We start from the raw sequence: 12691 nt of genomic DNA, 5'->3' as shown, positions 1-12691 counted from the left end.
GATGGAATAAAATTGCATACTTGCGAATGAAAGCAAGAGGAGAGACTATTTCGGTAGCGCCGAAGGAGCAAGCAGGAGCGAAACTCTCAGGCAAAAAGACTCTTGTTTGACGCGTCTCTGGAGAGCGTCCGCGGTCACGCGGCCACCAACGAAGAAACGAAGGGGCTAGCCCCTGAGAAACTTACTGGTTAAAGGACAGAGGGATACCTGGCAAAGGTATTTCTCTGTCCTTTTTTGTGTATATCCTGTTCAGCGGATCGACTTGTGTGATTTTTACTTGGAATTTTTTGAATATTACCAATGATGGATTAAAAGGAGGAAGAGTAATGGGGGACTTAAAACGAACACCACTTTTTGACGTTTACAAGGGCCATGGCGGCAAAGTCATTGACTTTGGCGGATGGGAGCTTCCTGTCCAGTTTTCCCGTATCGGGGAAGAGCATGAGGCTGTCCGGACGAAAGCAGGACTCTTTGATGTATCGCACATGGGTGAATTTGAGGTAAAAGGTGAAGGGGCAGGAGGATTTTTGCAATACATGCTCACCAACGACATCTCAAAGCTGAAAGACGGCGGTGCACAGTATACCGTAATGTGCTATGAAAACGGGGGCACTGTTGACGACCTGCTCGTGTATAAGCATAATGATCAGCATTACCTGCTCGTCGTCAACGCCTCCAATATTGAAAAAGATTTCAACTGGCTTCAGTCCCATCTAACGGAAGGCGTTGAGCTGACCAATATCTCTGATTCTACTTCACAGCTCGCTTTACAGGGGCCAGCTGCAGAAAAGATTCTTCAGAAGCTGACCGATACCGATCTGTCCTCCATTGGCTTTTTTAAATTTAAAAACGATGTGGACCTGCAGGGCATGAAAGCACTCGTGTCCCGCACAGGCTACACAGGAGAAGACGGATTTGAAATATACTGCCGTCCTGAAGCTGCGGTAAAATTATGGGATGTCATCCTTGAAGCGGGTGAGGAAGAGGGGGTCCTTCCATGCGGTTTAGGTGCGAGAGATACGCTGAGGTTTGAAGCAAAGCTTGCGCTGTATGGCCAGGAACTGTCAAAGGACATCACTCCGATTGAAGCTGGAATCGGTTTCGCTGTTAAAACAGATAAAGAAGCAGATTTTATTGGCAAGGAAGTCCTTAAACAGCAGAAAGAAGAAGGTGCACCCCGAAAATTGGTAGGCATCGAGATGATCGACAAAGGTATTCCCCGGTCTTTTTATGAAGTTTTTAAAGATGGGGACCTCATTGGTGAAGTCACAACAGGAACTCAATCACCGACACTGAAAAAAAACCTCGGTCTGGCTCTCATAAAAAGCGAGTTTACTGAGCTGGGAACCGAAGTGGAAGTACAAGTGAGACAAAAACGATTAAAGGCGGTCATCGTTAAGTCGCCGTTCTATAAACGCGGCTAATTAGCCACTGGGGAGGATATTCATATGACGTTTCGTTATCTGCCGATGACAGAGCAAGATAAAAAAGAAATGATGGAAGCTGTCGGTATCGGATCGACAGAAGAACTGTTCAAAGATATTCCAGAAAAGGTTCGATTTAAAGGAGATCTTCAAATTGAAGAAGCCCTTCCTGAGCCGGAACTTGTCACATACATGTCAAGTCTTGCGCAAAAGAACAGAAATACGAAAGACTTTGCAAGCTTTTTAGGTGCTGGTGTTTATGATCATTACACACCGTCCATCGTAAACCATGTCACACTCAGATCAGAGTTCTATACTGCTTATACTCCGTACCAGCCTGAGATCTCTCAGGGAGAACTGCAGGCGATCTTCGAATTTCAGACGATGATCTGTGAACTTACAGGCATGGATGTAGCCAATTCATCCATGTACGATGGGGGAACAGCCCTGGCGGAAGCGGCATTGTTATCCGCAGGACAAACGAAACGCAAAAAGATCATCGTATCCAAAAGCGTACATCCAGAATCGCGTGCGGTTCTTCAAACGTATGCCAACGGACAGTTTCTTGAAGTCGTTGAAGTAGGCACAAAGGACGGGCTTACCGATCTTGACGAGCTGAAAACAGCAGTAGACGGAGAGACCGCCTGTGTACTCGTACAATATCCTAACTTTTTTGGCCAGGTAGAATCATTGAAAGAAATCGAAGAAATCGTACACAATCAAAAGGCGATGTTTGTTGTTTCCAGCAATCCGCTTTCTTTAGGTGTGCTGACGCCTCCTGGTAAATTTGGAGCTGACGTCGTTGTGGGAGATGCACAGGTTTTCGGCATTCCACAAGGGTTCGGTGGACCTCACTGCGGATATTTCGCTGTCACACAAAAGCTGATGAGAAAAGTTCCCGGCCGTCTCGTCGGACAGACGGTCGATGAAAACGGCAAAAGAGGTTTTGTGTTGACGCTGCAGGCGCGTGAGCAGCATATCCGCCGTGATAAAGCGACCTCCAACATCTGTTCAAACCAGGCATTGAACGCGCTGGCAGCTTCCGTTGCGATGACCGCCCTCGGTAAACAGGGAATGAAAGAGATCGCAGTTCAAAACATCCAAAAAGCACATTATGCGAAAAATGTGCTTGCTGAAAAAGGACTCAAGATCGCATATGAAGCCCCTTTCTTTAATGAGTTTGTCGTAAAGCTAAACGGACCGGTCAAAGAGATCAATAAAAAATTGCTGGAAAACGGTATGATCGGCGGATATGATCTTGGCCGGGATTATCCTGAACTGAAAAATCATATGCTCATTGCAGTTACCGAATTGCGCACAAAAGCTGAGATTGACAAACTGGCAACGGTATTGGAGGGTCTATAATGAACAATCATGATACAGCACTTATTTTTGAACTATCGAAAGAGGGCAGAGTCGGATACAGCCTTTCCGGTCTTGATGTCCCTGAAGTAAGCCTGGACAGCCTCATTCCTTCCGATTATATCCGTGAAGAGCCTGCTGGGCTTCCAGAAGTATCCGAACTGCAGATCATGCGCCACTATACAGCTCTTTCCAAACGCAACCATGGTGTAGATTCCGGCTTCTATCCTCTTGGATCCTGTACGATGAAGTACAATCCAAAAATTAATGAAGACGTGGCACGCTTTCCCGGATTTGCACAGATCCATCCCCTTCAGAACGAAGAAACGGTGCAAGGTGCCATGGAAATGCTTTATAACCTGCAGACTTCTCTTGCTGAAATTACGGGAATGGATGAGGTTACCCTTCAGCCGGCAGCTGGTGCTCATGGGGAGTGGACAGGATTGATGATGATCCGTGCCTACCATGAAGCAAACGGCGACAGGCACCGTACGAAAGTAATCGTTCCTGATTCAGCTCATGGAACGAACCCGGCATCAGCAACCGTTGCTGGATTTGATTCGATCACTGTTAAATCGGATGAGCGCGGACTCGTTGATCTCGATGATCTTCGCCGTGTCGTTGGCGAAGATACAGCGGCTCTTATGCTGACGAACCCGAATACACTCGGTCTTTTTGAAGAGAATATCCTTGAGATGGCAGCGATCGTCCATGAAGCTGGCGGAAAGCTCTACTATGACGGTGCCAATATGAATGCCATTATGGGCTATACTCGTCCAGGGGACATGGGCTTTGATGTTGTCCATTTAAATCTTCATAAAACTTTTACAGGACCTCACGGCGGGGGCGGACCTGGATCCGGTCCGGTTGGAGTAAAGAAGGATTTAATTCCGTTCCTTCCGAAGCCTGTTTTAAAGAAGAAGGGCGAAGGATTCACGTTTGAATACGATCGTCCCCAATCCATCGGCCGAGTCAAACCGTATTACGGAAACTTTGGCATCAACGTGCGTGCCTATACGTATATCCGAACGATGGGCCCACAAGGGCTTAAAAACGTATCAGAGTACGCCGTGCTTAACGCGAACTACTTAATGAGAAGGCTTGAGCCGCATTTCGATCTGCCATTCACCCAGCATTGTAAACACGAGTTTGTATTGTCTGGCAGAAGACAGAAGAAGCTTGGGGTACGTACACTTGATATGGCAAAACGTCTGCTGGATTTCGGTTATCATCCGCCGACGATCTATTTCCCTCTCAGTGTGGAGGAGGCAATCATGATCGAACCGACGGAGACAGAGTCAAAAGAGACCCTTGATGAATTCATCGATGCGATGATTCAAATCGCTCAGGAAGCGGAAAAATCTCCTGAAGTGGTTCAGGAGGCCCCGCATTCTACCGTTGTCAAAAGGCTGGATGAAGCGATGGCCGCTCGTAAACCAGTTTTACGTTATGTGGTAAAGTAGAATAGAAAAGAAAAAGGTTCGGGAGATTGCTCCCGAACCTTTTTTAGGATGATTTGACTTTGCCTGTCCATTTTTTAAATCCGCCTCTCAAATGTGAAAGGTCAGTATATTTATTTTTACGCAGGAACTGTGCGGCTCTGGCACTGCGCATGCCGCTCTCACAGTATAAATAGACCGGCTTGTCCTGACGGATTTCAATTTTTCTCTGTTTCATTTGAGTAAGCGGAATGTTCCTTGCACCAAGGATGTGGCCTTTTTTAAATTCCTCCGGTTCACGGACATCAATCAGCTGTGCCTTGCGGTAACCAGCTCTAAACTCCTCTTCGCTCAGCGTTTTTAAATATTTCTTTTGATACAGCGCGGTCACAACGAGATACACGAGAACCGCTGCCAAAATGGCAACAACAATGATCCATTCCATTTCATTTGCACTCCTTTTTTCTATCTCCTCTAATTATATCTTCACCGCCCTTCATAATCAAAAGAATAATATAAAAAAATTGGACGGTAGTTGATGTTTTGACAGGAGTGATAGTTTTGATAAACTAATAGGGTATGAAAAAGGAGATAGTTATATGGAGAGAGAAAAATGGTTATTTATTGATTCTGGAAATTGTGATCCTGCCTATAATATGGCATTGGATGAAGCATTGCTGACGTGGCATAGTGAAGGGAAAATTCCGCCGGTTATCCGGTTTTACGGCTGGAATCCGGCGACGTTGTCCATCGGCTATTTTCAGAAGGCCGAAATGGAGATCAATCTTGAGGCAGTAGAAAAGTATGGCCTTGGATTTGTGCGCCGTCCGACAGGTGGCCGTGGAGTCCTCCATGATCAAGAGCTTACATACAGTGTTATTGTCACCGAAGAGCATCCGAATATGCCTAAGTCGGTAACAGAAGCGTATAGGGTGATATCCGAAGGAATTCTGCAAGGATTCAGGAACCTTGGTTTAGACGCCTATTTTGCCATTCCAAGAACTGAAGAAGAAAAAGCAGGGCTTAAAAATCCCCGCTCCGCCGTCTGTTTTGATGCGCCCTCCTGGTATGAGCTTGTAGTAGAGGGCAGGAAGGTAGCCGGCAGTGCACAAACCCGCCAAAAAGGGGTTATTCTGCAGCATGGTTCCATTCTGCTGGATCTTGATGAAGACAAGCTTTTTGATCTGTTTTTATACTCCAGTGAGCGTGTCCGTGCGAGGATGCAGAAGGCATTTAAAAATAAAGCAGTAGCGATGAACCAGCTCAGGGAAACACCGGTCACACAAGAAGAAGCGAAGAAAGCTTTCCGTGCAGGGTTTGAGGAAGGATTACAGCTCGATCTCAAGCCCTATACTCTAACCGGTGAGCAGGAGAAGGAAGTAGAACAGATCGCAGAATCAAGATATAGGAGCAAAGAGTGGACATTTAGACGATAAGGGGAAAATCGGGGCAAGATTTTGTTGTCTCGGTTTTTATTTTCTGCTTATGTCAAGGCAGAAAAATTTTTTTGCATTATTAGACCGGAATCCGGTAAAGCTTGATATCTCAAGGCTTCTCTGTTTGGTTTTTTTTTCAATCGTTAAATGGATAGAATTGAGGGGATTTGAAGCAGGAAAATCATCAATTGCTATGTTTTTCTTAAAAAAGCTTGGTTTTTCTTGTTTGACAAGATAAATGTTTTGACAACAGGTTTACCTATATATAGTATAGTGGTAACTTAACTACATACAACATATAGAAAAAGTTTGGATTTAACCATAAGGAGGAGAATGATGGGAGTAGCAGTACATGACCCTTCAGGAATTAACATTGAGATGCTGAATAAGGATATTGAGCAATTTCCTCAAGTACATCCAGTAACAAGCGACATGAAAACGACACATAAAGGTGTATCACGGTTAGTTATGCTGGACAGATACAGTTTTAAAGACACGGAAAGGAAGACGTTAAAAGAAGGAGATTTCGTTGTATTAACGGTAAAAGAAGATCCGAAGTTCCCGGCCAGAGGACTCGGATACATCGTCAGCATTGACTGGGATGCGAAAACGGCGCGTGTCCGGGTAGAAGACGAATTTAAGGCGGTGCTCGAGAAGCCAGAGGAAGCAGAAACGGGGATCATCAACCGTTCCCTTGATGTGATGGACAAGCCGCTTGAGATTTATTATGAGCAGATTGCCAAACGGAATGCAACGGGGCTTGCAAGCGTGGAGATGACCGAGGAGAAGCGCAAGGATTCGTTCGAGAAGTTCTACAAAGAACTTTCAGATATGAACTTTATCCCGGCAGGACGTGTGCTGTACGGTGCAGGAGCGGAAACGGACGTCACGTACTTCAACTGCTACGTCATGCCGTATGTGAAGGACTCACGTGAAGGAATCTCCGACCACCGCAAACAGGTCATGGAGATCATGAGCCGAGGCGGCGGTGTAGGAACGAACGGTTCGACCTTAAGACCGAAGAACGCATTGGCGCGCGGAGTGAACGGAAAGTCCTCCGGTTCGGTATCCTGGCTCGATGACATTGCGAAGCTGACCCATTTGGTCGAACAAGGCGGCTCCCGCAGAGGTGCCCAGATGATCATGCTGGCGGACTGGCACCCTGACATTATCGATTTCATCATTTCAAAAATGCAAAATCCGAGGATCCTTCGTTACCTCATCGAAAATACAGAGGACGAAAAGATTAAGCAAGTTGCTCAGGACAAGCTGAAATTTACACCGCTGACGCCGACAGAGAAAGCCATGTATGAAGGAATTCTCCGCTATAAAGAGATTCCGGGTACGGGCGGATTTGACGCCGATGTACACCGTGAAGCCGAGCGCATGCTACGTGACGGCGGAACCTATAGCGTCCATAACCCTGAATTCCTTACAGGTGCCAATATTTCTGTAACGATTACAAAAGAATTTATGGAAGCTGTAGAAAACGATGAGGAATACGCTCTTCGCTTTCCTAACGTTGAAAATTACACACCGGAAGAAATGAGAGCCTACAATGAAGAATGGCATGAAGCTGGTGACGTAAGAGTCTGGGAAGAAAAGGGCTACAGCATCCGGGTTTATAAAAGAATTAAAGCGAGAGAGCTTTGGAACCTCATTAACATTTGCGCAACCTATTCAGCTGAACCCGGAATCTTCTTTATTGATAATGCCAACGATATGACGAATGCTGTAGCATACGGCCAGAAGGTTGTTGCTACCAACCCGTGCGGAGAACAGCCTCTTGCTCCATATTCTGTCTGTAACCTCGCTGCCGTTAACCTCGGCAACATGGCAGACAAAGAGAACAAGACGATTGATTTTGAGAAATTGGAGCGCACAGTAGAAGTCGGAGTTAGAATGCAAGACAACGTAATCGATGCGACACCTTACTTCCTTGAACCAAACCGCGTTCAGGCGCTAGGGGAACGCCGTGTGGGACTAGGTGTCATGGGTCTTCATGACCTTCTTATCTACTGTGAAACCATCTATGGTTCCGAAGAAGGAAACCGCATGGTAGATAAGATCTTTGAAACGATCGCGACGACTGCTTACCGTACATCCATCGAGCTGGCCAAAGAAAAAGGAAGCTTCCCATTCCTCGTCGGCAAGACGGAAGCAGAAACGAAACAGCTTCGTGAAAACTTCATCAAGACCGGTTATATGAAAAAACTGCCGGAAGATATTCGTCAAGGCATCTTAAAGTACGGCATCAGAAACTCTCACTTATTAACGGTTGCACCAACTGGAAGCACAGGGACAATGGTTGGAGTCTCCACAGGGTTAGAACCTTACTTCTCTTTCTCGTACTTCAGAAGCGGAAGGCTGGGCAAATTCATCGAAGTAAAGGCGGATATCGTCAAAGAATATTTGGACCGAAATCCAGGAGCAGACGAAAACAACCTGCCTGAGTTCTTTGTTTCCGCTATGGAACTGTCACCTGAAGCGCATGCGGACACGCAATGTGTAATCCAGAACTGGGTAGACAGCTCCATCAGTAAAACGGTGAACGCACCGAAGGGCTATTCTGTCGATCAGGTGAAAAAAGTGTATGAGCGGTTATACAAAGGCGGAGCAAAAGGCGGGACCGTATACGTGGACGGAAGCCGTGACGCTCAAGTCTTAACGCTGAAAGCTGAAGAATCATTTGAACAAACAGAAATGAACCTTGGGGAAGAAGAAAAAAGTAAAGTAGTACTTGTAGATACGATTACCGATCTTCGCTCAACAGACGTAACTGTCGGGAATGAGGTTGGCAACACGTGCCCAGTCTGCCGAAAAGGAAAAGTAAAGGAAATCGGCGGCTGCAACACGTGCACGAACTGCAACACACAATTAAAGTGCGGACTATAAGTGATCCATCTGCCATAAAGCCCAAGCGTATTGCGTTTGGGCTTTTTTTGCGGTGTCCTGAGCATGATCCATATTAACCAATACAGCTAGAAAGAAACCACAGAATTGATACTGCCTTGTCACCCTTTCTTTTGTATAGTAATATTTTAAACAGAGCAGTGAAAGAATGAATCGGAGGGAACAGCATGCCCCCAACGCCCAGCATGGAAGATTATATTGAACGAATCTATGCGTTAATTGAAGAAAAAGGATACGCCAGGGTTTCTGATCTTGCTGAAAGTCTGGAAGTACATCCCTCCTCAGTTACAAAAATGATACAGAAGCTGGATAAAGGAAAATACCTCGTCTATGAAAAGTATCGCGGATTCGTATTGACGCCAAACGGGAAAAAATTAGGCAAACGCCTCGTTTACCGGCACGAACTGTTGGAAGGTTTTTTAAAAGTCATCGGTGTTGACCAGGAAAAAATCTTTGACGACGTAGAAGGGATCGAGCATCATTTAAGCTGGAATGCCATCGACAGGATCGGGGATCTCCTGCAATATTTTGAGGAAGATCCGCAAAGAGTTGAGGCCTTGAAAGAGATACAGCAAAAAAATCAGGAACAATCATAACCGCGGTTATGATTGTTTTTATTTTGGTTGAATATTGTACTTCCCCTCATGATTAGGATAATAAAGGGGGGAATTCATGATGATGGTGGATGGAGTTTTCTCAGGCGGAGGCATAAAAGGCATATCTTTGATAGGAGCCATACAGGCAGCAGAAGAGAGGGGCCTTCAATTCAAACGCGTAGCCGGGACGAGTGCCGGGGCGCTCGTCGCTTCCCTCGTAGCAGCAGGATATACTTCCGCTGAACTGAAAGATCTGATTCATAACGTGGAACTGAAACAGTTTCTCGATGAAAAAAAATCGTGGCTGCCGGTTCCTTTTATGAATTGGCTGAAGGTTTACTGGAAGTTAGGCCTGTATAAAGGAGAAGCCCTGGAAAGGTGGGTGAAGGAGCTCTTAAAGGCAAAAGGGATCGAGACTTTTGCTGACCTGCCGGACGATTCCCTTAAAATCATAGCTTCTGATATTACGAGGGGCCGGCTGGTCGTTCTGCCAGACGACCTTCAGGAATATGGGCTGCTGAAAGAGAAGTTTCCCGTTGCCAGGGCAGTGAGAATGAGCTGCAGTATTCCCTATTTTTTTTACCCCATCACACTTTATAACCGTCTTGGGCAAAAAAGCTATATTGTGGATGGAGGGGTATTGAGCAATTTTCCGATCTGGCTGTTTCAGCGAAAAGACCGGACATCAGAGCGGCCGGTTCTTGGCTTTCAGTTAAGCTCATCGTACGGAAATATTCCAGCACATAAAGTGAACAATGCCTTTAATCTTTTTAAAGCGCTGTTTCAAACGATGATGGAAGCACACGATAATCGGCATATTTCCAAATATGATGCCAGGGACATCATATTTATCCCGGTCAAGGAAATCTCCGTCGTGGATTTTGAGCTTCCGGAAGAAACAAAAAACGCAATGATGGACTTCGGTTATCTGCAGGGGACCGAGTTCTTGAACCGGTGGGCAGCAGGCAAGAAAATATGGACTCCATATAAAAATCGAGCTTAAAAAGAAGCTCGATTTTTTTTCTTATTCTTTTTTCCTTCAATCACAGTGAGGTGATGTTCTTTTTTTCGCTTTTTGAAGGGAGCTGGTTTGTTTGAAGTCAGGCTCTTTTTAATCGGTGCAGCAGACTGGCTATACTTTCGTTTGGACTGCTTTACCGCTTTTTTGTATTTTCCGTTCTCACCGGGACGAAACCGCTGAAAAATAAAGTAAAAGAGAGCGACAATCACCCCGACCATGAGCAACTGCGTGATTAACTTTTGAGGTGAAAAGATTAATTGTGACCCAAGTCCAATTACTGCCAACACGATAATGACCCAAATGACTGGATGAAATGATTTGCGATGCAACAGGTTCACCTCCTTGAAGGTTTAAACGATTTTTGTACTGTTTTCAAGTTTTCTTTTTTCATGCTCGGCATCCCGCCGGAGCATCTCGTTAAATGAAAGGATGGCCACTTCAGTCTGTTCACGGTCAGGTTCTTTCGTAGTGAGAAGCTGAAGCCATAAACCCGGAAACCCGAGATATTTTAGAACAGGGACGTTCCTTAGTTTGTTCGTAATCTGCAAAACTTCAAAAGAAATACCGAGGACTACGGGAATCAGTACGAGCCTGTAAACGACTCTCTGCCATAGGGGATCAGATGGAACGAACAGATAGATAAAGACTCCTACTACTACTGTAAACAGGATAAAACTGCTTCCGCAGCGGTAGTGAAGCCGTGATTGTTTTTTAACATTATCAACGGTAAGTTCAAAACCGTTCTCGTAGGCATTGATCACTTTGTGTTCCGCTCCGTGGTATTGGAAAACTCTCTTTATGGTTGGAGTTAAAGAAACAAAGTAAATGTACGATAAGAGAAAGAGAAACTTAAAGAATCCCTCCAGCAGGTTTTGGCCGATATGGCTTTCCACCCATGGCCGGAATGCTTCTGCAAGAAAAACAGGAACAAGAGTGAAAACGAATTTTGCAAACAAGAAAGAGATGATTCCGATTACCGCCAGACTGAAAACGAACATGGCTTTGGATGAGGAAGGTTCATCCTTTTTTATTTCCTCTCCCGGAGGGATGTCATACCGTTCAGTAGAGAAGTTCAAATGTTTGGTTCCGTTTGAACTGGCCTCAAGTATCGCTGCGATCCCCCGCAGAAAAGGTATCTTTTTAATTCTGTTCAGCCAGGGGTTGTAGCGTTTAAGCAATTCAAAGTACTCAATACTGTCATCATTCCTGCGGATGGCGGTAACATATGTGTGCTTGCCGGCAAACATCACCCCTTCGACGACTGCCTGGCCGCCGTATGCCGGTTTTTTGTTTTCTGTCATTTCTACACCTCTACCCTTTATGTTTATTAGCTTAATTCTACAGTAAAACGCTATAAACCTCTAGGCAATCGTGCGTTATCTTTATTTTTCCCATTTTATACATTTTTAACACGGAATATTAATAGAACACAACTTATTGAAAGTGGAGGAAGAAAACGGGACATACTGTAACTATGGAGGTGTTTTCCAATGAATGATTTTAAACAGGACAAGAACAAGCGGGATGAGGCGATGTCCTTTATGGCCAGGGTGGTGAGTGTAGGGTTTTTTGGAGGACTGTTCTGGGGGATTGTCGGTTATTTTGCTTACTACCTCAATTTGTCCAAAATTGGACCGGCACTCATTCTGGCACCATGGGCGCTAGGAAAGTGGAAATCCCAATGGCTTGGCCAGCTCATCGGCGTGATCGCCATTTCTCTAATTTCCATCCTGGTTGCTATTTGCTACCGCTATCTGCTATCAAGAGTTAAAAGTATGGTGGGTGGCCTGACCTTTGGTATCCTTCTCTGGGTCATAGTATTTTACTTGCTTCATCCCATCTTTCCGGGTTTAGAGCCAATCAGTCAATTAGGAAGGAATACGATTGCCACAACACTGTGCTTGTATATTTTGTATGGTGTATTCGTAGGATACTCGATATCGTTTGAGTATCAGGAACTGCAATCAGCACAAAGCCGGGAAAATACCTAACTATTCAAAAAAATGACGGTATGATAGAATGTTCATGGAACATTCTATTTTTTAAGGGGACCAAATCATGGATAAAATACTGGTCATCAACGGCCCGAATCTGAATCGTCTAGGTACCAGGGAACCTACCATCTATGGGAATGATACGCTCGCCGCTCTGGAAAAACAGCTCATTCATTTCGGTGAAAGCAAAAACGTAAAGGTTGAGTGCAGACAATCCAATCATGAGGGAGCCATATTGGATTGGATTCATGAAGCAGAGAAAGAATATTCCGGGATTGTCCTGAACGCAGGGGCCTTTACACATTATAGTTATGCGATTAGGGATGCCATTGCAAGTGTGAATATCCCGGTTATCGAAGTACATATTTCAAACATTCATGCAAGAGAGGAATTTCGTCATCATTCCGTCATTGCACCTGTTGCAGCAGGACAGATCGCTGGACTTGGATTCAAAGGGTATGAACTTGCGGTGTTAGCGCTGCTGCATGAGATCAGCTGAAATTTGT

The 12691-nt window shown here is 45.2% G+C and carries 12 protein-coding genes and 1 riboswitch; of the genes, 9 read left to right on the top strand and 3 right to left on the bottom strand.

Annotated elements, in window-relative coordinates:
• Window positions 1-26 precede the first annotated feature (26 nt).
• Window positions 27-112, top strand: a riboswitch (glycine riboswitch).
• Between the two features lie 214 nt (window positions 113-326).
• From gcvT to gcvPB, 3 genes are read left to right on the top strand one after another with little or no spacing between them, the layout of a single operon-like run.
• Window positions 327-1424, top strand: a complete 1098-nt coding sequence (gcvT, locus tag QYF49_RS17215; protein ID WP_290400832.1) for a glycine cleavage system aminomethyltransferase GcvT — start codon at window positions 327-329, stop codon at window positions 1422-1424.
• Between the two features lie 24 nt (window positions 1425-1448).
• Window positions 1449-2789 (top strand): aminomethyl-transferring glycine dehydrogenase subunit GcvPA, encoded by a 1341-nt coding sequence (gene gcvPA / locus QYF49_RS17210; protein ID WP_290400831.1) that lies wholly within the window; start codon window positions 1449-1451, stop codon window positions 2787-2789.
• Window positions 2789-4249: an aminomethyl-transferring glycine dehydrogenase subunit GcvPB gene (gene gcvPB / locus QYF49_RS17205; RefSeq protein ID WP_290400830.1), complete on the top strand. Its 1461-nt coding sequence runs from the start codon at window positions 2789-2791 to the stop codon at window positions 4247-4249. Before gcvPA ends, gcvPB begins: the two co-directional genes overlap by 1 nt.
• Before the next feature lie 43 nt (window positions 4250-4292).
• Here gcvPB and QYF49_RS17200 read toward each other — a convergent pair whose 3' ends face one another.
• A complete protein-coding gene (locus QYF49_RS17200) occupies window positions 4293-4670 on the bottom strand; it encodes a rhodanese-like domain-containing protein (protein ID WP_290400829.1) in 378 nt (125 codons plus the stop codon).
• A 154-nt stretch (window positions 4671-4824) separates the two neighbouring features.
• On the opposite strand from QYF49_RS17200, the gene QYF49_RS17195 reads away from it, so the two are divergent.
• From QYF49_RS17195 to QYF49_RS17180, 4 genes are all read left to right on the top strand, one after another.
• Window positions 4825-5661: a lipoate--protein ligase family protein gene (locus QYF49_RS17195; RefSeq protein ID WP_290400828.1), complete on the top strand. Its 837-nt coding sequence runs from the start codon at window positions 4825-4827 to the stop codon at window positions 5659-5661.
• A 336-nt stretch (window positions 5662-5997) separates the two neighbouring features.
• Window positions 5998-8556, top strand: coding sequence for a vitamin B12-dependent ribonucleotide reductase (locus QYF49_RS17190; protein WP_290400970.1), 2559 nt, complete (start codon window positions 5998-6000; stop codon window positions 8554-8556).
• A 185-nt stretch (window positions 8557-8741) separates the two neighbouring features.
• Entirely contained in the window at window positions 8742-9170 is a 429-nt protein-coding gene (mntR, locus tag QYF49_RS17185) for a transcriptional regulator MntR (protein ID WP_091004697.1), read from the top strand.
• Window positions 9171-9246: 76 nt separating this feature from the next.
• Entirely contained in the window at window positions 9247-10173 is a 927-nt protein-coding gene (locus QYF49_RS17180; RefSeq protein ID WP_354005844.1) for a patatin-like phospholipase family protein, read from the top strand.
• On the opposite strand, the gene QYF49_RS17175 is transcribed toward QYF49_RS17180, so the two are convergent.
• Together QYF49_RS17175 and QYF49_RS17170 are read right to left on the bottom strand one after the other, a co-directional pair.
• The gene (locus tag QYF49_RS17175) at window positions 10170-10529 is read right to left on the bottom strand and encodes an SA1362 family protein (protein WP_290400827.1); all 360 of its coding nucleotides are present in this window, start codon (window positions 10527-10529) and stop codon (window positions 10170-10172) included. The genes QYF49_RS17180 and QYF49_RS17175 overlap by 4 nt on opposite strands.
• A gap of 12 nt (window positions 10530-10541) precedes the next feature.
• A complete protein-coding gene (locus tag QYF49_RS17170; protein WP_290400826.1) occupies window positions 10542-11492 on the bottom strand; it encodes a DUF1385 domain-containing protein in 951 nt (316 codons plus the stop codon).
• 189 nt (window positions 11493-11681) lie between these two features.
• Between QYF49_RS17170 and QYF49_RS17165 the strand changes: the two genes are divergently transcribed.
• Window positions 11682-12182 carry a YqhR family membrane protein gene (locus QYF49_RS17165; RefSeq protein WP_290400825.1) on the top strand — a complete coding sequence of 167 codons (501 nt, stop codon included), beginning with the start codon at window positions 11682-11684 and terminating at the stop codon, window positions 12180-12182.
• 67 nt (window positions 12183-12249) lie between these two features.
• A complete protein-coding gene (gene aroQ, locus QYF49_RS17160) occupies window positions 12250-12684 on the top strand; it encodes a type II 3-dehydroquinate dehydratase (protein ID WP_290400824.1) in 435 nt (144 codons plus the stop codon).
• Window positions 12685-12691: the final 7 nt, after the last annotated feature.

The sequence above is a fragment of the Fictibacillus terranigra genome, from assembly GCF_030412265.1.
In the GTDB taxonomy this organism is placed as follows: Bacteria; Bacillota; Bacilli; order Bacillales; family Fictibacillaceae; genus Fictibacillus_C; species Fictibacillus_C terrinigri.
This window is presented reverse-complemented; position numbering and strand designations above follow the sequence as displayed.